The 21,090-nt window shown below is 74.0% G+C and carries 18 protein-coding genes; 11 read left to right on the top strand and 7 right to left on the bottom strand.

Annotated elements, in window-relative coordinates:
- A partial coding sequence (locus AB0C69_RS17335; protein WP_360354403.1) for a maltotransferase domain-containing protein occupies positions 1–932 on the bottom strand: 932 nt, incomplete at its 3' end.
- A gap of 378 nt (positions 933–1,310) precedes the next feature.
- Here AB0C69_RS17335 and glgP point away from each other — a divergent pair.
- Positions 1,311–3,908 (top strand): alpha-glucan family phosphorylase, encoded by a 2,598-nt coding sequence (gene glgP, locus AB0C69_RS17330; RefSeq protein WP_360354401.1) that lies wholly within the window; start codon positions 1,311–1,313, stop codon positions 3,906–3,908.
- Here glgP and AB0C69_RS17325 read toward each other — a convergent pair.
- Both AB0C69_RS17325 and AB0C69_RS17320 read right to left on the bottom strand, forming a co-directional pair.
- Complete coding sequence (locus AB0C69_RS17325; RefSeq protein WP_360354399.1) at positions 3,905–4,480, bottom strand: hypothetical protein; 576 nt, start codon at positions 4,478–4,480, stop codon at positions 3,905–3,907. The genes glgP and AB0C69_RS17325 overlap by 4 nt on opposite strands.
- Positions 4,477–4,749, bottom strand: a complete 273-nt coding sequence (locus tag AB0C69_RS17320; RefSeq protein WP_345174764.1) for a helix-turn-helix transcriptional regulator — start codon at positions 4,747–4,749, stop codon at positions 4,477–4,479. The genes AB0C69_RS17325 and AB0C69_RS17320 overlap by 4 nt, the downstream gene beginning before the upstream one ends.
- A gap of 117 nt (positions 4,750–4,866) precedes the next feature.
- Here AB0C69_RS17320 and AB0C69_RS17315 point away from each other — a divergent pair, with 117 nt between their 5' ends.
- Complete coding sequence (locus AB0C69_RS17315; protein ID WP_345174766.1) at positions 4,867–6,036, top strand: sensor histidine kinase; 1,170 nt, start codon at positions 4,867–4,869, stop codon at positions 6,034–6,036.
- 6 nt (positions 6,037–6,042) lie between these two features.
- On the opposite strand, the gene AB0C69_RS17310 is transcribed toward AB0C69_RS17315, so the two are convergent.
- The 3 genes from AB0C69_RS17310 to AB0C69_RS17300 form a co-directional block, all read right to left on the bottom strand.
- The gene (locus tag AB0C69_RS17310; protein WP_360354396.1) at positions 6,043–6,828 is read right to left on the bottom strand and encodes an ABC transporter ATP-binding protein; all 786 of its coding nucleotides are present in this window, start codon (positions 6,826–6,828) and stop codon (positions 6,043–6,045) included.
- Between the two features lie 155 nt (positions 6,829–6,983).
- Positions 6,984–7,760 carry an SWIM zinc finger family protein gene (locus AB0C69_RS17305; protein ID WP_360354394.1) on the bottom strand — a complete coding sequence of 259 codons (777 nt, stop codon included), beginning with the start codon at positions 7,758–7,760 and terminating at the stop codon, positions 6,984–6,986.
- Positions 7,760–10,759, bottom strand: a complete 3,000-nt coding sequence (locus AB0C69_RS17300) for a DEAD/DEAH box helicase (protein WP_360354392.1) — start codon at positions 10,757–10,759, stop codon at positions 7,760–7,762. The genes AB0C69_RS17305 and AB0C69_RS17300 overlap by 1 nt, the downstream gene beginning before the upstream one ends.
- Positions 10,760–10,865: 106 nt before the next feature.
- Here AB0C69_RS17300 and AB0C69_RS17295 point away from each other — a divergent pair, with 106 nt between their 5' ends.
- Positions 10,866–11,648, top strand: coding sequence for an enoyl-CoA hydratase-related protein (locus AB0C69_RS17295; protein WP_360354390.1), 783 nt, complete (start codon positions 10,866–10,868; stop codon positions 11,646–11,648).
- Here the strand turns inward: AB0C69_RS17295 and AB0C69_RS17290 are convergent.
- Positions 11,635–12,021 carry a winged helix-turn-helix transcriptional regulator gene (locus AB0C69_RS17290; RefSeq protein ID WP_353835043.1) on the bottom strand — a complete coding sequence of 129 codons (387 nt, stop codon included), beginning with the start codon at positions 12,019–12,021 and terminating at the stop codon, positions 11,635–11,637. The genes AB0C69_RS17295 and AB0C69_RS17290 overlap by 14 nt on opposite strands.
- An 82-nt stretch (positions 12,022–12,103) precedes the next feature.
- On the opposite strand from AB0C69_RS17290, the gene AB0C69_RS17285 reads away from it, so the two are divergent.
- The 8 genes from AB0C69_RS17285 to AB0C69_RS17250 all read left to right on the top strand — a co-directional run bounded on the left by AB0C69_RS17285 (position 12,104) and on the right by AB0C69_RS17250 (position 21,055).
- The gene (locus tag AB0C69_RS17285) at positions 12,104–12,769 is read left to right on the top strand and encodes an NAD(P)-binding domain-containing protein (RefSeq protein WP_345174779.1); all 666 of its coding nucleotides are present in this window, start codon (positions 12,104–12,106) and stop codon (positions 12,767–12,769) included.
- 67 nt (positions 12,770–12,836) lie between these two features.
- On the top strand, positions 12,837–13,604 hold the full coding sequence (locus AB0C69_RS17280; RefSeq protein WP_360354387.1) for an SDR family oxidoreductase: 768 nt from the start codon (positions 12,837–12,839) through the stop codon (positions 13,602–13,604).
- 173 nt (positions 13,605–13,777) lie between these two features.
- Positions 13,778–14,728, top strand: a complete 951-nt coding sequence (locus tag AB0C69_RS17275) for an acyl-ACP desaturase (RefSeq protein ID WP_353835042.1) — start codon at positions 13,778–13,780, stop codon at positions 14,726–14,728.
- A gap of 98 nt (positions 14,729–14,826) precedes the next feature.
- Positions 14,827–15,639 (top strand): serine/threonine-protein kinase, encoded by an 813-nt coding sequence (locus AB0C69_RS17270; protein WP_360354385.1) that lies wholly within the window; start codon positions 14,827–14,829, stop codon positions 15,637–15,639.
- A 21-nt stretch (positions 15,640–15,660) separates the two neighbouring features.
- On the top strand, positions 15,661–17,646 hold the full coding sequence (locus tag AB0C69_RS17265) for a serine/threonine-protein kinase (RefSeq protein ID WP_360354383.1): 1,986 nt from the start codon (positions 15,661–15,663) through the stop codon (positions 17,644–17,646).
- 62 nt (positions 17,647–17,708) lie between these two features.
- A complete protein-coding gene (locus AB0C69_RS17260) occupies positions 17,709–19,028 on the top strand; it encodes a hypothetical protein (RefSeq protein WP_360354381.1) in 1,320 nt (439 codons plus the stop codon).
- A 275-nt stretch (positions 19,029–19,303) separates the two neighbouring features.
- On the top strand, positions 19,304–20,083 hold the full coding sequence (locus tag AB0C69_RS17255) for an electron transfer flavoprotein subunit beta/FixA family protein (RefSeq protein ID WP_345174791.1): 780 nt from the start codon (positions 19,304–19,306) through the stop codon (positions 20,081–20,083).
- A gap of 21 nt (positions 20,084–20,104) precedes the next feature.
- Positions 20,105–21,055 (top strand): electron transfer flavoprotein subunit alpha/FixB family protein, encoded by a 951-nt coding sequence (locus AB0C69_RS17250; RefSeq protein ID WP_345174792.1) that lies wholly within the window; start codon positions 20,105–20,107, stop codon positions 21,053–21,055.
- Positions 21,056–21,090 lie beyond the last annotated feature (35 nt).

Below are 21,090 nucleotides of genomic sequence, written 5' to 3'. Positions count from 1 at the left end.
ACGAAGGCGTCGAAGTCCTCCAGGGTGCCCAGGTCGGGGTGGACGGCGTCGTGGCCGCCGTCGGGTGAGCCGATGGCCCAGGGGGAGCCGGGGTCATACGGGCCGGCGTCCAGGGTGTTGTTGGGGCCTTTGCGGTGGGTGGTGCCGATGGGGTGGATGGGGGGCAGGTAGACCACGTCGAAGCCCATGTCGGCGATCGCGGGCAGGCGTTTCATCGCGGTGCGCAGGGTGCCCGAGGTCGGGCCGCGCCGCCCCAGGGGGTCGAAGGTCGCGCCCTCGGAGCGGGGGAAGAACTCGTACCAGGCCCCGTACAGGGCTCGTTGCCGGTGCACTGCCAGCGGATACCAGTCACTGACCGTCAACAGATCCCGCAACGGATGGCGTTCCAGGACGTCCTCGACATCGGGATCGGCCACGGCCTCCATCCGGTCGGCGACCGGAACGGTCTCGTCCCCGAGGCGCTTGGCCAGCCGCTCCACGGTCGGGCGGTCCTTGCTCGGGACGGCCTCCGCCGCGCGGGCGAACAGTCGCGCCCCTTCCGCGAGCATGAGCTCGACGTCCTGGCCGCGCGGAACCTTGATCTCGGCGTCGTGGCGCCAGTGCGCGATCGGATCGCCCCAGGCCTCCACCCGGAACGACCACGACCCCATCTCCGTCGGCGTCACCCGCGCCGACCACCGGTCCAGCCCGACCCCGACCTCGCTCATCCGCTGCGGCGGCAGCTCCTCGCCGTCCGGCGTCCGCAGCACCACCGCCGCGCCCAGCCGCTCGTGCCCCTCCCGGAACACCGTCGCCGACACCTCGACGGTCTCGCCCACCACCGCCTTCGCCGGCCACCGGCCGCAGTCCACCACCGGCTCGACGTTGACGATCGGGATGCGTCCCAGCCTCGGAATCCCGGGCATGCTGGACGTTCCGGACTCGACGTGCATGTGCCACCCCTACCCTCTCGAGAGATCCAAAACGTCCATGCCCGGAACGCGCCGCCTACTGCCGAGTAGTCGCGGAAGTTTTTCCACGTTCGCCCGATGGTCGCCGTGGCGTGCGGCTCGTCCCCTGGCCGACCTGCGACACGGCTCCTGGCCGACCCCGGCCGTGCCGCGCCGGTCTTGGGAGGGTCGAGATTGGGCAAACGGTCGGCCCGGACGCGGGAGCCCGCCCAGGTGACGAGCGCCCGGGACCGGGCGGGAGCCCCTGTGGGGACGGGGTTTCCGGGGACTCGTGCCCTCGGCGGGCCGATCGGTCCGCGAGGTGACGGTGTGGTCCCCGCCGTCGCGCCCATGCCCCCGAAGCGCATAGCGTGACGTTGCGTGAAGGCAATCCGACGTTTCACGGTACGCACCGTCCTTCCCGAGCCCCTCAGGCAGCTCGAGGAGCTGGTCCTCAACCTGCGCTGGTCGTGGCACCACGAGACGCTCGACCTCTTCCGCGATGTGGACCCTGCGCTCTGGAAGGCCGTCCACCACGATCCGGTCAGGCTGCTCGGCGAGGTCGCCCCCGAGCGGCTCGCGCGGCTGGCGGAGGACCGGCGGTTCCTGCGACGCCTCCAGGACACCGCCGAGGACCTGCGCGAGTACCTGACGGCGCCGCGCTGGTACCAGTCGCGCCCAGGGGACTCGCCGGTGAGCATCGCCTACTTCTCACCCGAGTACGGGATCACCGCCGCGCTGCCGCAGTACTCCGGGGGCCTCGGCATCCTCGCCGGCGACCACCTGAAGACCGCCAGCGACCTCGGCGTGCCCATCCTCGGGGTCGGGCTCCTCTACCGGCACGGCTACTTCTCCCAGTCGCTGTCGCCGGACGGCTGGCAGCTGGAGCGCTATCCCCCGATCGACCCCAACGGGCTGCCCCTGACCCTCCTGCGCGAGCGGGACGGGACGCCGGTGCGCGTCGTCATCGGCCTGCCCAAGGGCGGCGGCCTGCACGCGCAGGTGTGGATCGCGCGGGTCGGCCGCGTCCCGCAGCTGCTCCTCGACTCCGACGTCGAGGAGAACGACCAGGCCGCCCGGGACGTCACCGACCGGCTGTACGGGGGCGGCGGCGACCACCGCCTCCTCCAGGAGATGCTGCTCGGCATCGGCGGCGTGCGGGCCATCCGCGCGTACTGCCGCATCACCGGGCATCCGGCGCCGGAGGTGTTCCACACCAACGAGGGCCACGCCGGGTTCCTCGGCCTGGAGCGCATCCGCGAGCTGGCCAAGGAGGAGGCCCTGACCTTCGACGAGGCTCTGGAGGCGGTCCGGGCGGGCACGGTGTTCACCACCCACACGCCCGTCCCGGCCGGCATCGACCGGTTCCCCCGCGAACTGATCGCCCGCTACTTCGGCGGCGCGAACGAGGAGGAGCAGGTCCCCGTCGACCGGATCCTCGCGCTCGGCGCCGAGGACTACCCCGGCGGCGACCGCACCGTGTTCAACATGGCCGTGATGGGCATGCGGCTGGCGCAGCGCGTGAACGGCGTCAGCCGGCTGCACGGCGAGGTCAGCCGGGAGATGTTCGGCGGACTGTGGGGCGGGTTCGACACCGCCGAGGTCCCCATCGGGTCGATCACCAACGGCGTGCACGCCGGGACCTGGGTCGCGCGCGAGGTGCTGGAGTTCACCGCCCGCGAGCTGCCGTCGGTGATGGAGTCCGGGCGCGGCTGGGAGGCGGTGCGCGACGTCCCCGAGCCGGAGGTCTGGCGGATGCGCAACCTGCTGCGCCGCCGCCTCGTGACGGACGCGCGCCGCCGCCTGCGCGAGTCGTGGCGCCAGCGCGGCGCCAGCGAGGCCGAGACCTCGTGGATCGACGACGCCCTCGACCCCGACGTCCTGACGATCGGGTTCGCGCGGCGCGTCCCGTCCTACAAGCGGCTCACGCTGATGATGAGCGACCCGGACCGGCTCCGCGCGATCCTGCTCGACCCCGACCGGCCCGTGCAGATCGTCATCGCCGGGAAGGCGCACCCCGCCGACGAGGGCGGGAAGCGGCTCATCCAGGAGATCGTCCGGTTCACCGGGTCCGAGGACGTCCGGCACCGGATCGTGTTCCTGCCCGACTACGACATGGCCCTCGGGCAGCTCATGGTGCAGGGCTGCGACGTGTGGATGAACAACCCGCTGCGCCCGCTGGAGGCGTGCGGCACCTCCGGGATGAAGGCCGCGCTGAACGGCGGGCTGAACCTGTCGATCCGCGACGGCTGGTGGGACGAGTGGTACGACGGCCAGAACGGCTGGGCGATCCCCTCCGCCGACGGCCTCGCCGGCCCCGACCGGCGGGACGAGCTGGAGGCCGCCGCCCTCTACGAGCTGATCGAGGACCACGTCTCCGTGACGTTCTACGACCGCGACTCGGCCGGGTTGCCGCGCCGCTGGCTGGAGATGGTCAAGCACACCATCGCCACCGTCGGCCCGAAGGTGCTCGCGTCCCGGATGCTGCGCGACTACGTCGACGACCTCTACACCCCGGCCGCCGTGTCGGAGCGCTCCATGGTCGCCGACAAGTTCGCGGGCGCCCGCGAGCTGGCGGCCTGGAAGCGGCAGGTCCGCTCGGCGTGGCCGCGGGTCGCCGTCGAGCACGTCGAGTCGACCGGGGAGGAGAGCCCCCAGGTCGGCGCGCGGCTCACGGTCCGGGTCGTGGTCGACCTCGACGGGCTCGCCCCTGAGGACGTCGCCGTCGAGGTCGCCTACGGCCGGGTGGACGACGCCGACGCGCTCGTCGACCCGTCCTACCTGGAGCTGGAGGACGGCGGCCCGGCCGAGAACGGGCGGCGCCGCTACACCGGCGAGGTGCCGCTCAGGCGCAGCGGCGCGTTCGGCTACAGCGTGCGGGTGGTGCCGAGCCACCCGCTGCTGTCCGGCCGGGCCGAGATGGGCCTCGTCGCGCTGCCGCCCGCGCCGCAGGGCATGACCAACGGCGACCTGCGCTAGCCGGCCTCCCCCTCGTCGTCGGCGGGCGGCGGATCGGGCGTCTGCCAGGCCGCGACGACGAGGGGGAGCAGCGTGTGCGTCGCCAGCAGCGCGAACAGGATCAGGAAGAGCGCGGCGCCGGGGATCTGCGACTCGCGGCCGTCCCGGTCGGCGATCATCGTCGCCACCAGCACCGCGACCAGCACGAACGTGGTGGCCTGGTGCGACGTCGCGAAGGCGCGGAGCCGCGCCGTGAGCTGCCGCTCGTCCAGCTCGCGCTCCCGCCGGGAGGTCAGGCCCCGGGTCACCGCGATCAGCTGGCCGGCCAGCGGTATCCCGCCCACCACCAGGACGCCGAGGATCACGAAGTTGACGATCATCGCGGTGTCGCTCGGGGCCAGCGCCCACGACACGGCGGCGTCCACCCAGAACAGGCCCAGCATGGCCGCGCCCGCCCCCGCCAGCACCCGGCGGGGGCGGCGGCGCGCGTAGCGGGCGGGCAGCCGCCGCTCCAGCTCCTCGTCGAGGGCGGCGAGGCGGTCCGAGCGCCTGCGGCGGGACCGCTCCCTCCATCCGGCGGTGCGGTTCGTCATGACGTGCCTCCGATTCTCGGGAACGGCTTGAGGGAGAAGACGACCTCGACCGGCACCTCGAAGTACTCGGCGATGCGCAGGGCGAGGTGCAGGCTCGGGCTGTACTCGCCCCGCTCCAGGTAGCCGACCGTCTGGTAGTGCACCCCCAGTGCGGCGGCGAGGTCGCGGCGCGAGACGCCGCGCTCCGCCCTCAGCACCGTGATCCGGTTGTGCACGGTCTCCTTCTCGGCGGACACCGGATCGGCCTTGCGGTTCACCGGCTCGCTCATGCTCATCTCCCTGTACGGGTCCTTGGACGGATCACCGTAAGTCTGCATCTGTTGATAGTAGAAGTACTACATCCCGTATCGGATGTGCAAGCGAGCCGAAGCTGGCAGGATGGACACGTGCGACTTGCGAACCGGGGCGGGCGGCCGGTCCCCTGGCCGCCGACCGGCCGCACCGCGGACGCCGCACTGGCCGGCGGGGCCTTCGCCGTCCTGGCCGCGATGACCCTCGTGTCGGTCCACACGGGCCCGCCCTCGCGGATGCCCCTCTACAGCTGGGCGCTGCTGGCGGTCGCCTGCGGGGCGCTGTACTTCCGCCGGAGCCATCCCGTCGCGGTCGCCGCCGTCACGCTCGCCGCCTGCGCCGTCTACTACCCGGTCACCGAACCCGACGGGCCGGCCGTGCTCACGTTCGTCGTCGCCCTCTACACCGCGGCCGCCGAGGGCCACATCACCGCGGCCGTCGTCCTCGTGGGGATCGCGGTGGCCGGGACGGTGGCCGGCGACCGCCGCGACGACGTCAACCACCTCGCGGACGCGGCCGGCTTCCTGCTCATCGGCTGGTTCGTCGCGGTCGTCGCCATCGGCGGCGTCGTCCGCAACCGCCGCGCCTACCTGCGCGAGGCGCAGGAGCGCGCCCGCGTCGCCGAGCGCGGACGCGAGGCCGAGGCCCGCCGCCGGGCCATCGAGGAGCGCCTGCGCATCGCCCGCGAGCTGCACGACGTCCTCGGCCACAACATCTCGCTCATCAACGTGCAGGCCACCGCCGCGCTGCACGGCCTGCGCCGCGAGCCGCAGCGCGCCGAGGACGCCCTCACCGCGATCAAGCAGGCCAGCAAGGACGTGCTGCGGGAGATGCGCGCCACGCTCGGCGTCCTGCGGCAGGTCGACGAGGCCGCCCCGGTCGCGCCCGCCCCCGGCCTCGCCCGGCTGGACGAGCTGACCCGGGGCCTCGCGGCGGCCGGTCTGGAGATCCGCACCGAGGTGGAGGGCGAGCCGCGCCCGCTGCCCGCCGAGGCCGACCTCGCCGCGTACCGGATCGTCCAGGAGGCGCTCACCAACGTCACCCGGCATTCCGGCGCGACGTCGGCCGTCGTCCGCGTCGGCTACGGCGCCGACGGCGTGGTCGTCAGCGTGGCGGACGACGGGACGCCCGGATCCGGCGCGCCGTCGTCCGACGGCAGCGGCATCCGCGGGATGCGGGAGCGCGCCGAGGCGCTCGGCGGCGACCTCGACGCCGGGCCCGGCCCGGACGGCGGCTTCACCGTCCGCGCCCGCCTGCCGCTCTAGTAGGCCCTAGCCCGCCTCCCGCCCCCGGGACCCGAGCGGCTCCGGAACCTGAGCGGCCGCGGGACCCGGCGCGCGAGCCGCGGCCGCCTGCGCCCAGAACCGGGCGGCGCCGGGACCGCCGGACGAGGCGCGCCTGCTGATCGAGATCATGCCGGTCCCGCCCCCGCCCGGCGCCACGGGCCGCGCCCGGTCGACGACGCCGACGCCGTCGGCGCGGCGGGCCTCGGCCGCGTCGCGCGTGGTGAGGAGGACCGTCGTGCCGGACGCGGCGATCCGGCGCAGCGCCGCCCAGATCAGATGGACCGTTCCACTGTCGAGGCCGGATGTAGGTTCGTCCAGGAAGAGCACGTCCGAGCGTCCCAGCAGCGCCAGCGACAGGTCGAGCCGCCGCCGCTCCCCGGCCGTCAGCCGCTCGAACCGCACCCCGGCGGACGCCTCCAGGCCGGTCAGCGCGAGCGCCTCGTCCGCCGCCAGCGGGTCCAGCGTCCAGCGGCGCCATGCCGTGACGACCTCGGAGACGGTGAGGCCGGGGAAGAGCCCGCCGTCCCGCCACACCGCGCCGATCCGCAGCCCCTCCCGCTCCGCGTACGGGTCGGCGCCCCGGATCCGCACCGTGCCGCCGCAGGGGCGGCGGAGGCCCGCCAGCGCCTCCAGCAGCAGCGTCTTGCCCGACCCCCCGTGGCCGAGCAGCGCGTAGACCTGGCCCTCCGGCACCCCGAACGAGAAGTCCCCGACCGTCCGGGCGCCGCAGCGGACGCGCAGTTCACGCGCCTCCACGACGATTCCGCTCATCCCTCGTCGCTCCCCCCACAAGGCGGCGCCCGGCCCTCTCGGGGCGCCCACGTGCTGAAAGCCTAGGGAGCGGCCCCTCCGGCAGGCGGTCGAGCCGCGCCGGCGTTCGCACTCCGTAAGATCATCCGTGGCCCGCAGGCGCCGGAGACCTCGGGTCAGTCCTCGTCCTGCCCGGCGAGCGCCTCGTAGACGGGCGCCAGCACGTCGGTCAGCGCGCGGCGCCTGACGCGGACCGGCGGGGGAGCGGCGACCTGGAGCACGAACCCCGGCGGGACGGGCGGCGCCGGCGGGCGCTCGCGCAGCCGGGCCAGCCCGGACGGCGGCGTCCAGAACCCCTCGGCGGTGAGCGGCTCGTCCCGCATCTCCAGCGGGTCGGGCTCGGTCCCGGTGGCGCGCCGCAGCGCGCCGAGCAGCTGGTCCCGGCGCCGCCCGTTCCACTGGAGGACGAGGAACGGGTCGTCGTCGAACGCCTCGGCGAGCAGGTACAGGACGGCGGCGGCGTGCTCGCACGGGTCGCCCCAGTCGGGGCAGTCGCACATCAGGTGCAGGTCGGAGGCCGAGTCCGGGAACAGCGCGAGCCCCAGCTCGGCGAACACCCACTCGATCTCCGGCGGCATCTCCCCGGCCAGCAGCCGGGCCCGGAACAGCGCGCGGGACGCCAGCTCCGCCTCCACCGCGCGCCAGCCGTCCTCGTCGATCGCCTCGATGCCGAGCGCCACCTCGTACGGCTCCGGCGCCGAGCCCCGCACCTTCGCGGTCACCTCGTACGCCTCCACCCGCAGGTCGAACACGGTGCCCTTGCGGGCGTAGGCGCGGCCCCGCTCCAGGCGCCCGGCGTCGGCGAACGACTCCACCAGGTCGATGAAGCGCCGCGACCACCACCGCGCCCCGATCGAGCCGCGCCTGGTGCGCGCCCTGACGCCCTCGTCCATCAGTCGCTCACCGCCTCCGGCGACAGCCGCAGGACGTCGCGCAGCTCGGCGACCGACAGCTCGGTCAGCCAGTCCTCTCCCGTGCCGACGATCGAGTCGGCCAGGGCCTTCTTGCGTTCGATCATCTCGTCGACGCGCTCCTCCATCGTCCCCACGCAGATGAACTTGCGGACCTGGACGTCGCGGGTCTGCCCGATGCGGAACGCCCGGTCGGTGGCCTGGTCCTCCACGGCCGGGTTCCACCACCGGTCGACGTGCACGACGTGGTTGGCGGCCGTCAGCGTCAGGCCCGTCCCGGCGGCCTTGAGGGACAGCAGGAAGATGGCGGGTTCGCCGTCCTCCTGGAACCGCTGGACGAGGTCGTCGCGCCCCTGCTTGGACGTCCCGCCGTGCAGCCACAGCACCGGGCGTTCGAGCCGCGCCGCCAGGTAGGGCTGGAGCATCGACCCGAACTCGGCGTACTGGGTGAAGACGAGCGCCTTCTCGCCCTGCTCCAGGACCTCGGCGCAGATCTCCTCCAGCCGTTCGAGCTTGCCCGACCGTCCGGGCAGGCGCGAGCCGTCCTTGAGCAGCTGCGCCGGATGGTTGCAGACCTGCTTGAGCTTGGCCATCGTCGCCAGCACCAGCCCGCGCCGCTTGGCCTCCTCCGCCTCGGCGATCTGCTGGAGCATGTCGTCCACGGTCGCCTGGTAGAGCGACGCCTGCTCGGTCGTCAGGTTGCAGTAGACCTTGATCTCCTGCTTCTCCGGCAGATCCGAGATGATCGACTTGTCGGTCTTGAGGCGGCGCAGGATGAACGGCTGCGTCGCCCGCCGGAGCGCCAGCGCCGCCTGCTCGTCGCCCTCCCGCTCGATCGGGATCGCGAACCGCCGCCGGAACGCGCTCCGCGGCCCGAGCAGCCCCGGGTTCGCGAACTCCATGATCGACCACAGCTCGGTCAGGTGGTTCTCCACGGGCGTGCCGGTGAGCGCGATCCGGCTCCGCGCCGGGATGCTCCGCACCGCCCGGGCCTGCCGCGTCCCGCTGTTCTTGAGCGCCTGCGCCTCGTCGCAGATGACCCGCTCCCACGCGATCGGCGCGAGCATCTCCGCGTCGCGCGCCGCCGTCCCGTAGGTGGTGAGCACCAGATCCGCCCCCGCCACCGCCTCGGCGAGTTCCTCGCCCCGATGCCGCCCCGTCCCGTGGTGCACGTACACCCGCAGCTTCGGCGTGAACCGCGCGGCCTCCCGCTGCCAGTTCCCCACCAGCGACATCGGGAGAATGGCTAGCGTCGGAGGGGTCGTCGCACCATCTTTTCGTTCGTGAACAAGGAGTGAGAGCACCGATATGGTTTTCCCGAGGCCCATGTCGTCCGCGAGAAGGGCGCCCAGACCGAGTTCGTTCATGAACGTCAGCCAGGCGAGCCCGCGCTCCTGGTAGGGCCGCAGCTCGGCGTCCAGGTCCTCCGGGGTGCGCATGGGGGCGAGGCGGCGGTCGGCCTCCCCGGAGAGGAGGTCGCCGAGGGGGCCCGCGGCGTCCACCCCGGTCAGGGGGAGGGCGTCGTCGCCGGCGTGCACGATGGCCCTGATCGCCTCGGCGGCCGTCATGCGGCCGCGGCGCGGGTGGCGCAGGAAGTCGAGGGCCGCCTCCAGCTGGTGCTCGTCGAGCTCCACCCACTGGCCGCGCAGGCGGACGAGGGGGGTCTTCAGCCGGGCCAGCTCCTCCAGCTCGGCCTCGTCGATGCTCTCGTCGCCGATGGCGAGGTCCCAGCGGAAGTCGACCATCGACTTCAGGTCGAAGCCCGAGGGCGCCGCCGACCCCGCGGAGGCCTCCGGGTCCTCGGGGCGGGTGGTGAGCCTCATGCCGAGCTTCGCCTTGCCCGCCCACTGGGGGAGCAGGACGCCGAAGCCCGCGGCGGCGAGCATGGGGGCCGCCTGGCGGAGGAAGCGGAACGCGCCCGCCGTGTCGAGGAGGAGCTCGCGCGGCGCGGGGCCGTCCAGGGCGGGCGCCAGGTCGGGGAAGAGGCGCAGGGCCCGGCCGAGGCCGGCGAGGAGGGTCTCCTCGGCCTGCGGGATCGACGTGGCCTCGCCGTCCCAGACCAGCGCGGCGGGGACGTAGAGGCTCGGGTCGTCGGTCCCCTGGAGGGCGAACTCGACCCGCCAGGAGTCGCCGTCGCGGGGCTCGGCGTCCTCCTCGAACTCCTCGGCGCCCGGTTCGGCGAGGCGGAAGCAGACGCGCAGCGGGCCGGACGGGCGGCGCGCGGCGGCGGCCCACGCGTCCAGCTCGGCGATGAGGTCGTCGGGGTCGTCGCGGGGTTCGCGGGCGACCTCGGGGGACGGGCCGGTCAGCGCCATCACCCAGCGCTCGGCGAGCGGGAGCCGGTCGGGCTCCTTGCGCCGCGACACCAGCAGCGGATGCGGGACCGTGCCCCGCACGGCCGTGTCGACCAGGGCCGACAGCGCCTCGCGCAGGACCTCGGCGGCGGGCCGCCCGCCGTCGGCCGCGCGGCAGGCGGCGGGCATGGCGCGGGCCAGCGCGCGGAACCGCGCCGGGTCGTCGATCACCGGGCGCCAGCGGGCGACGAGGTCGCCGTCCTCGCGCAGGAGGGCGGGCAGGACGTGGCCGCGCCCGGCGAGGTGCACCGCCTCGTCGGCGAGCAGGCACAGGAAGCGCAGGTCGGTGCCCGCGACGACGTCGGCGCTGTGCTCGGCCGCCTGGAGCAGCGCCATCGCGGGGAACGGGGCGAGGACCAGGGCCGGGACCCGCCACGGGCGCAGCTCGGGCTCGTCGCGCACCGGCTCGGGGCCCAGCTCGGCCGACGGCAGCGGATGGTCGCCCGCGGTGGGCAGCGACATCGCCAGCTCGACGCGGAACGCGGCGCGCAGCAGCGGCTCGAAGGACGTGCCGGTGAAGTCGCAGGTCGCGAAGGGGTGGACGTCCGGGGAGGGCTCGTACGGGCCGGTGCGTTCGGCCCACAGGCAGAGCGCACCGCCATGCCAGGTGGCGTGGGCGACGAGCATGGTCCCCGAAGCTACCAGCAGCCTCGGACACCACCGGGGCCCGCTCCGTGACCGGCCGCTGGTTAGGCTCGGGGCGTCCGCACCGAGTTGCACTGGGAGGGTCGCCGTGGGCGAGTTCGTACGGGTCGAGGTCGAGGACGGGATCGCGACGATCAGGCTGGACCGTCCGAAGATGAACGCCCTGAACGCCCAGATGCAGCGGGAGCTCATCGACGCGGCCCGGCAGGTCACGCAGGACGAGGCGGTCGGCGCGGTGGTGCTGTACGGGGGCGAGCGGGTCTTCGCGGCGGGCGCGGACATCAAGGAGATGGCCCCGATGTCGTACGCGGAGATGTCGGCGGGGCACTCGCGGCTGCTGCAGGACTTCGCCAAGGCGCTCGCCGGGATCCCCAAGCCGGTCATCGCGGCGATCACCGGGTACGCGCTCGGCGGCGGGCTGGAGGTGGCGCTGACCGCCGACTTCCGCGTCGCGGGAGAGGGCGCGAAGGTGGGCCAGCCGGAGATCCAGCTCGGCATCATCCCCGGCGCGGGCGGCACACAGCGGCTGGCCCGGCTGGTCGGGCCGTCGAAGGCCAAGGACCTGATCTTCTCGGGACGGCACGTCGCGGCGGACGAGGCCCTCGCGATGGGCCTGGTGGACCGGGTCGTCCCCGACGACGCCGTCTACTCCGCCGCCCGGGAGTGGGCGGCGACGTTCGTCGGCGGTCCCGCGATCGCGCTGCGCGCCGCCAAGCAGGCCATCGACCGGGGGCTGGAGGCCGACCTCGACACCGGGCTGGAGATCGAGCGGACGCAGTTCGCGGCCCTTTTCGCCACCGAGGACCAGGCGGCCGGGATGAAGAGCTTCATGGAGGAGGGCCCGGGCAAGGCCACGTTCACCGGCCGCTGAGTTCACCGTCGCCGGGCGCGCGGTCCCGCGTGCCCAGCACCTCGTCGGCGTAGCGTTCGGTCCAGCGGCCGAGGGCGGCGAGGGGTTCGAGCATCCCGCGCCCGGGCGGGGTGAGCTCGTACTCGACGCGCGGGGGCGCCTCGGCGTACCGGCGGCGGACCACCAGGCCGTCGCGTTCGAGGCGGCGCAGCGTCTCGGTCAGCACCTTGTGGCTGATGCCGCCGATCCGCTCGCGCAGTTCGCCCGGACGCAGCGGGCCGTGCTGGAGCGACCACAGCACGACGCCCGTCCACGTGCCCGAGAGCACGTCGAGGCCGAGCCGCGTCTGGCAGTCGGCGATGTACTCGTACTCGTCCATGGGTTCACCCGCCATCCTGCTCCCTCCGATACGCACCGGATGGTGCGGAACGGACCGCCTAACGTCCCGACCGACGGTAAACGAACGGGAGGACGTCATGCGGATCGGAGTGCTCGGCGCGGGCGCCATGGCGGACGCGCTCGCCACGCAGTGGGCGCGCAAGGGACATCGGGTGCGGATCGGGGCAAGGACCCCCGCGAAGGCGGTCGCGCTGGCCGGACGGATCGGGCACGGCGCGGCCGGCGGCACGCTGCGGGAGGCGGCGGAGCACGGCGACGCGGTGCTCCTCGCCGTCTGGCACGAGGGCGTCCCGGACGTCCTGCGCGAGGCGGGGCCGCTGGAGGGGCGCGTGCTGATCGACTGCACCAACCCGATGGAGCCGCCGTTCGAGCGGCTCAAGACGGCGGGCGGCCCGTCCGCGGCGCGGCGGATCGCCGACCTCAGCGGCGCGCGGGTCGTGAAGGCGTTCAACACCTGCCACGAGAGCGTGTGGCGGATGACGCCCCCGGCGTTCGGGGGGCGTCCGCTCGGCGTCCCGCTGTGCGGGGACGACGAGGAGGCCCTCGCCGCGGTGCGCGGCCTGGTGCGCGACCTCGGCTGCGTGCCGATGGACGGGGGGAGCCTGGAGCGGGCCGGGCTCCTGGAGGCCGCCACCGCGTTCATGGTGGGGCTGTGGGTGGCGGGCGAGGATCCGGCCGCCATGCTGCCGCCCCCCGAGTACGCTGGAGGCGATCCGGAGCGCACCTCCGAACTCGCGGGCTGAAACGTTATCGGTGTTTTTTGGGCGTGCTGTGGGGGTGCGCGAAGAACCGCCGATAGCATCTGCCGCCATGCGACATGCGTACCGGACCGCGCTCGTGACGGGGGCGTCCAGCGGTATCGGCGAGAGCTTCGCCCGCCTCCTGGCCGGCCGCGGCACCGACCTGGTGATCGTGGCCCGCCGGAGCGACCGGCTGGACGGGCTGGCCCGCGAGCTCGTCGAACGGTACCGGGTGGCCGTGGAGGTCGTGGCCGCCGACCTCACCGATCCCGCGCGGCGCGCCGAGGTCGAGGCGCGGCTGCGCGCCGAGCCGGTCGAACTGCTGGTCAACAACGCCGGGTACGGCGCCTTCGGAGCGTTCGCGGAACTGCCGCTCGACGACCACCTCGCGCAGATCGAGCTGAACGTGGCCGCGCTCGTGCGGCTCACCCACGCCGCCCTGCCCGGCATGATCGCGCGCGGCCGGGGCGGGGTGCTGAACGTCGCGTCGATGGCGGGGTTCGCGCCCTCGCCCGGCAGCGCGACCTACGGGGCGACGAAGGCGTACGTGGCGTCGTTCTCCGAGAGCCTGCACTCGGAGGTCTCGGGCAAGGGCGTCCACGTGACGGCGCTGTGCCCCGGCTTCACCCGCACCGACGACGACGTCCCGGCCAACCTGCTCTGGCTGCGGCGCGACGACGTGGCGCGGGCGGGGCTGGAGGCCGTGGCGACCGGACGCGCGCTGTGCGTTCCCGGCATGCCGTACAAGGCGGCGCTCCCGGCGCTCCGCCTCGTTCCGCGGCCGCTGCTCAGGGCGGCCGTGAACCGGATGTGGCAACAGGCCGCCGACACGCGGTGACGAGGCGTCATGCCGATTTCGCGCGGACCTACAAAAGTTCCCGCGCCTTGCTTGTCGCGGTGCTGACTTGACGGGGCTCGCGCCGACTCGCGACCATCGAACCTACGCTTGAGTAGGTTGTGAACGGCCTGCTGGGCGCCCGCAAAGACGACCTCGTCCAGCGAAGGAACCGCATGTCCGTGACCCCCGAAGAGAAGTCCCAGACCGGCCTCATGCTCGACCTCGAGCCGGTGGTCGAGCAGGAGCTGAACCGGCACCTGTCCATGGCCAAGGAATGGTTCCCGCACCAGTACGTCCCGTGGAGCGAGGGCCGCGACTTCGACGGGCCGCTGGGCGGCGAGCCGTGGTCCATCGAGCAGTCGAAGGTGACTCCCGAGGCGCGCGACTCCCTGATCGTCAACCTCCTCACCGAGGACAACCTGCCCGGTTACCACCGCGCCATCGCCACCGTCTTCGGCCGCGACGGCGCCTGGGGCACGTGGGTGAACCGCTGGACGGCCGAGGAGAACCGGCACGGCATCGCCCTGCGCGACTACCTCACCGTGAGCCGCGCGGTCGACCCGATCGCGCTGGAGCGCGCCCGCATGCACCACATGGAGGCGGGCTACGAGGCCGACCACGGCGACTCGTTCCTGCACGGGACGGCGTACGTGTCGTTCCAGGAGCTCGCGACCCGCGTGTCGCACCGCAACACCGGCAAGGCGTCCGGCGACCCCGTCTGCGAGCAGATGATGACGCGCATCGCCGCCGACGAGAACCTCCACATGATCTTCTACCGGAACCTGATGGGCGCCGCGCTGGAGGCCTCCCCGAACGAGACGATGCGGGCGATCACCGACGTCGTGACGACGTTCCAGATGCCCGGCCACAGCATCGACGGCTTCCTGCGCAAGTCGGTCGTCATCGCCAACGCCGGCATCTACGACCTGCGGCTCCACCACGACGACGTGCTCGTCCCGGTGCTGCGCAAGTGGGGCGTCTTCGACCGCACCGACCTGACGGGCGACGGCGAGAAGGCCCGCGAGGAGCTCGCCGAGTTCCTGGAGCAGCTCGACGCCGCCGCCACCAAGTTCGAGACCCGCCGCGAGGAGCGCCGGGCCCGCCAGGCGGCGCGCAAGGGCTAGCCGGCCCGCGAGGCGGACCCGCGGGAACCCGGGTGACCTGAACCGGACTCGCGCGGACGCCGGGAACCCGGAGGGCGTTTCCTGGCGTCAAAGGGTGCATGGGGACGCACAGGAGACTGGGCGGGTACCGGTTGCTGGGCGAGATCGGCCGGGGGAGCACGGCGGTGGTCCACCTGGCCATGGACGCCGCCGGCCGGGAGGTCGCGGTCAAGGAGCTCGTTCCGGAGCTCGCGGGGGAGCCGGAGGCGATCAGCCGGCTGGCGCGGGAGATGCGGGCGCAGGCGCGGGTGCGCAGCGCCCACGTCGCCCGCCTGCTGGACGGGGCGGTCTCGGCGCCGAGGCCGCACGTGGTCATGCAGTACGTGCCGGGGTGCCCGCTGAACGACCTCGTCCCGGCCTACGGGCCGCTGCGCGGCGACCGGCTCGTCCGGTTCGCGCGGCGGCTGGCGCTGGCGCTCGGGGACGTCCACGACGCGGGCGTGCTGCACCGCGACGTGTCGCCCGGCAACGTCATCGTGCTGGGCGACCGCCCGACGCTGATCGACTTCGGGATCGCGCACGAGTCCGGCGCGGAGCAGATCACCAGGCGCGGCATGGTCGTGGGGACGCCCGCCTACCTGGCGCCCGAGCTGATCGAGGGGGAGCGCGCCACCGCCGCGTCGGACGTGTTCTCGTGGGCGTCGACCGTGGCCTACGCGGCGACGGGCCGCCCGCCGTTCGGGCGCGGGTCGCTGCAGGGGGTGTGCTTCCGGATCCTGCGCGGCCAGGCCGACATCGGCGGTGCGCCCGAGCCCCTGGCGGGGCTGCTGCGGGCGGCGTTCCGCCGCGACCCCGCGGAGCGTCCCTCCGCGCGCTGGTTCGCCGGTGCGCTGGCCGCGGCGGCCGAGGGCCACGGGGTGGTGGCGGCCTGATGGCTGGATCTCCCCGGCAGGATGGGCAAGGGTAGGGTTTCGGAAACGATGAGGGGAGCCGTCACGTCCGGGGACCGAATCGGCCACTACAGCGTCCAGCGAACCCTGGGGGAAGGGGGGATGGGCGTCGTCTACCTCGGCGCCGACCCCGAGGGGCGCAACGTGGCCATCAAGGTGCTGCGGCCCGCGGTAGCCGGAGACGCCACGGCGCGTCGCCGGCTGGCCCGCGAGGTCGACTCGATGCGCAGGGTCCACAGCCCGCACGTCGCGGAGATCCTCGACGCCGACGTGACCGCCGACCAGCCCTACATCGTGACCCAGTACGTGCCCGGCCGGACGCTGGAGGAGATCGTCGAGGAGTCCGGCCCGATCTACGGGCCGGCGCTGCAGCGGCTCGGCGTGGGGCTGGCGTCGGCGCTGTCGGCGATCCACGGCGCCGGGATCGTGCACCGCGACATGAAGCCCGGCAACGTGATGCTCGTGGACGGCGAGCCCGTCGTGATCGACTTCGGCATCGCGCAGGCCGCCGACGCGACCCGGCTGACCGCGACCGGCATGGTCATCGGCACCCCCGGCTACCTCGCCCCGGAGATCATCGAGGGTGAGGACGCGGGCCCGCCGTCGGACGTGCACGCCTGGGGAGGGACGGTCGCCTACGCCGCGACCGGCCGCCCGCCCTTCGGCTCCGGCACCTTCGAATCGATCTTCTACAAGATCATGCAGAGCACGCCCGACCTGGACGGCGTGCCCGAGGCGATGCTGCCCGTGCTGCGGTCGGCGATGGCGCGGCACCCGGCCGAGCGCCCGACGGCCGTCAACCTGGTGCAGCTCACGCGCCGCATCCATCTCGAAGCCACCATCACCGACCAGACGCGCGTCGACCGGCACTACCCGGCGGCCGGCGCCGCCGGCGCGGCGGGTGCGGCCGGTGCGCCGGGCGGGCCGGGGCAGCCGGGGCCGGAGGAGACGGCCGCCGACCACTCCCGGCAGTTCTCCATGCCGGCGCCGCAGGACCCGCCCTCGTCCGGGACGTCGTCGGCGTCGCCCGGGATGCCGGTCCCGGCGCCCGCTCCCGTCCCGACGCCCGCGCCCGTCCCGGCGCAGCCGAAGGACTTCGTCGGCCAGCTGCCGCCCGCGGCGCCGCCGCCCGTGCCGCCGCCCGGCCCCGCGCCGTTCAAGGCGGGGGAGCAGTACGGGCAGCGCGGCTACGGGCCGCCCGCCCCCTACGACCAGGGCCCCTACCAGGGCGGGTATCCGCCGCCGCAGTACGGGCCCCCGCCGAACCAGCCGCCGCAGGGCGCGCTCCAGCGCGGCCCGTACGAGCCGGAGGCGCGGCAGCGCCCCGACCAGGCCCGTCCCGACCGCGCCGACGGGTCCGAGCGCGACAAGGAGCGGCGCAAGCCCTACGGCTGGTACCGGGTGCTCAGCTTCATCGTCCTGGTGGCGCTGCTGGGGTTCGCCCACATCGCGCCGCTGCTCGCCCTCGGCGTCACCGTCGCCGGCGTGTTCGTCCTGCGGGCGGGCGACAAGGCGGCCAAGGGCATGGAGGGCCGGCAGACGCGGCGGGGCCCGCGCTCGGGCGACGCCGTCGCGGCCGCGTTCCGGACGCCGCTGCACCTTCCCGGCGCGCTGATGTCGACCGTGCTGTGGACGTCGCTCAGCGGCCTCGCGGGGCTGATCTTTCTCGGTGTGCTGATCTTCGCCGACCCGGCGATGACCGCCTCCCGGGCCATCGCCTACGCGGCGATGGCCGTGATCGGGCTGCTCTGCCTCGCGCCGGGCAGCGGCGCGCCCCGCCGCCAGCTGGCCCGCATCTGGGGAGCGGTGCTGCCGCGCGCCGAGGCCGCCCTCGTCGGGGCCCTCATCCTCGGGATCTTCGCCGCGGTGCTGGTCGGGCTGTCGCAGCGGCAGCCGCCCGACACCACGCCGGTGGACGGGATGAGCCAGGATCTGGAGAGCCTGCGCGCCGACGTCCACGACCTCGTGGCGAGCATCCCCGGGACGTGACGCGCGGCGCCTCCGGCGACGGGGGCGCGTCCCCTCTCCGGTCGATAGGGTGGCGACCCATTATGAGCGGTGAGACGAGCCACCAGGCGCACATCGGTCCGTACAGGCTGCTGTCCAGGCTGGGCGGCGGAACCGGCGACGTCCACCGCGCCGCGGGCCCCGACGGCCGCGACGTGGCGATCCGGCTCCTGCCGCCGGGCGCCGCGCCCGACGTCCCGCGGATGCGCGAGGTGCTCAGCCCCTACGTGGCGGACGTCCTGGACGGCGAGGCCGCCGGTCCGCGCCCCTACGTGGTGTTCCGGTTCGTCCCCGGGCGTCCGCTCGCCGAGACGGTCGCCGGGCAGGGGCCGATGGCGGGGGACGCGCTGCGCCGCATGGCCTTCGGGCTCGCCAAGGCTCTCGCCGCCATCCACCTGGCCGGCCTCGCGCACGGCGAGCTGGGGCCGGGAACGGTGCTGGTGGTGGACGACGCGCCGGTCGTCGTCGACTTCGCGTTGACCCCCGGCGCCGGCGCCGCGGACGACGTCCGCGCGTGGGCGGCCACGGTGGCGTTCGCCGCCACCGGCCGTCCGGACGCGCCCGCCGAGGCGCTGCCCGCCGATCTGCGCCCGCTGGTGGCGGCCGCCTCGCATCCCGACCCGGCCGCCCGCCCGTCGGCGGCCGAGCTGGCGGAGGCGGCGTCCCGCCTGAAGCTTCCGGCGGCCGCCGCGTCCCCTGCCGCCGCCCGTCCCGCCGCCGAGGCGCTCGCGCCGCAGGTCCCGGCCCCGGCTCCGGCGGACGTCCCGACCGCGTCCCCCACCGGAACACGGGAGACGGCGGCGCACGACGCGGCGGCGCACGACATGGCGGTGACGCAGGGCTGGGCGCGGCTGCTCGCGGCCCTGGTCGTGGTCGCCGGCGTCGGGGTCGTGATCATGCTGCCGATCGCGGGACTCGTCCTGACGCTGGCCGCGGTGACGCTGCTGCGGGTGGCGGGCACGACGGCGCGCGGCTGGGCGTGGGCGGTCGGGCGGACGCTGCTGACCGTCCCCTACGCGGCGGTGTTCACGGTCGCCGTCCCGCTCGGGCTCGCCGCGGTGTCGGCGGTCGGCGGGAAGCTCGACTCGCTGACGTCCTGCGCGTTCGGCGCGGGAGCGGGGGCCGCCGTGCTGTGGACGGCGCCGGGCGTCAGCGCTCCGCGGCGCCAGCTGGAGCGGATGTTCCTGCCGGTGGCGCGCCGGCCGCGCGCGGTCGCCGCCGCGGTCGTGGGCCTCGGCGTGCTGTGCCTGCTCGTCGGCGTCGGCGCGATGACGCTGACGCCGAGCTTCTCCCCGACCTACGGCCTGCAGCGGACGCTGGAGAGCTCGATGGACCGCCTCCAGCACGCCGTCAACGGGGTGTGAGGCATGATGTCCGTCACGTCCGGTTCGGGACGCCGCATGCACCGCAAACCCGCCGTACACGTGGGTAAGGTCTCACGAACTGGGATTTGCCAGTAGGCTACCGACGAGTAACATTGTCGTGCACGGCCGAACCGGGGACCCGGCTCCGAAGCACGTTCGGGTGTTTGGCAGGCTGTGACTGCGAAAGCGCATGTCCGCGTCGACCCGCCATGGGCGGCGCCCCTCTGCCGCTTACCTCAGCGGCCAACTGAGTGCAGGGAGGTCGGCCACCGGCCATGAACATCGTCGTCCTGGTGAAGCAGGTTCCCGATACGGAGAGCCCGCGCAAGCTGAAGTCCGATGACAGCACGCTCGACCGCGCCGCGGCGGACGGAGTCATCAACGAACTCTGCGAGTACGCCATCGAAGAGGCGCTGCGCATCAAGGAGGCCCACGGCGGCGAGGTGACCGTCCTCACCATGGGTCCCGACAAGGCCACCGACTCCATCCGCAAGGCGCTGGCGATGGGCGCCGACAAGGCCGTCCACCTCCTCGACGACGGCCTCGCGGGCTCCGACGCGCTGCAGACCTCGTACGCGCTGGAGCAGGCGCTCGGACGCACCGGGTTCGACCTGGTCGTCCTCGGCGCGGAGTCCACCGACGCGCGCACCGGCATGATCGCCGCGATGCTCGCCGAGCGCCTCGGCGTCCCGCAGCTCTCGCTCGCCAACAAGGTCGAGATCGACGGGACGTCCATCAAGGTGCAGCGGCAGACCGACTACGGCTTCGACCGGGTCGAGGCGAGCCTGCCCGCGGTCGTGTCCGTGGTGGAGAAGATCAACGAGCCGCGCTACCCCTCGTTCAAGGGGATCATGGCGGCCAAGAAGAAGCCGGTCGAGACGCTCGGTCTCGGCGACGCCGGCATCGACGCGTCGCGGGTCGGCCTGGCGAACGCCGCGACCGAGGTGGTCGACTTCGCCGAGGCGCCGCCGCGCGCGAAGGGCGAGATCGTCACCGACGAGGGCGACGGCGGTGCGAAGATCGCCGAGTTCCTCGCGTCGAAGAAGTTCGTCTGACCGAGGAAGGGGATTGCAACCATGGCCGAGATTCTCGTCCTCGTCGACCACGTCGACGGTGAGGTCAAGAAGGTCACGCTCGAACTGCTGACGCTGGCGAACCGGCTCGGCGAGGCCGCCGCCGTATGGGTCGGCCCGGGCTACGAGAACGCCAAGGACAGGCTCGCCGAGTACGGCGCCGGCAAGGTCTACGTGGCCGCCGACGAGGAGCTGGCCTCCTACGTCGTCGCCCCGAAGGCCGCGCTGCTGGCCCAGCTCGTCAGCGAGAAGTCCCCGGCCGCGGTGCTGGTGGCCGCGACCGGCGAGGGCAAGGAGATCGCGGGCCGCCTCGCCGTCAAGACCGGCTCCGGCGTGCTCACCGACGTCGTGGACGTCGCCGACGGCTTCGTCGGCGAGCACTCCATCTTCGGCGGCGCGATCATCGCGCACGCCAGGGTGCGGACGGGCACGCCGATCATCGCGGTGCGGCCGAACTCCGTCGCCCCCGAGGCGGCCCCGGCCACCCCGGCCGAGGAGCAGGTGTCGGTCACGCTCTCGGACGCCGACAAGGGCGCCAAGATCGTGGAGAAGGTCGTCCAGGAGAAGGGCGAGCGCCCGGACCTGACCGAGGCCGCGATCGTGGTCTCCGGCGGCCGCGGCGTCGGCGGCGCCGAGAACTTCAAGATCATCGAGGGGCTGGCCGACTCGCTCGGCGCGGCCGTCGGCGCCTCCCGCGCCGCGACCGACGCCGGCTGGTACCCGCACTCGTTCCAGGTCGGCCAGACCGGCAAGACGGTGTCGCCGCAGCTGTACATCGCGGTCGGCATCTCCGGCGCCATCCAGCACCGGGCCGGCATGCAGACCTCGAAGACCATCGTCGCGGTCAACAAGGACCCCGAGGCGCCGATCTTCGAGCTGGTCGACTACGGCGTGGTGGGCGACCTGTTCCAGGTCGCGCCGCAGCTCACCGAGGAGATCAGCAAGCGCAAGTGATCTCGCGCGGACGGCCCGGCGACGCTCGCGTCGCC

The sequence above is a fragment of the Actinomadura sp. NPDC048032 genome, assembly GCF_040653175.1.
GTDB lineage: Bacteria > Actinomycetota > Actinomycetes > Streptosporangiales > Streptosporangiaceae > Spirillospora > Spirillospora verrucosospora.
This window is presented reverse-complemented; position numbering and strand designations above follow the sequence as displayed.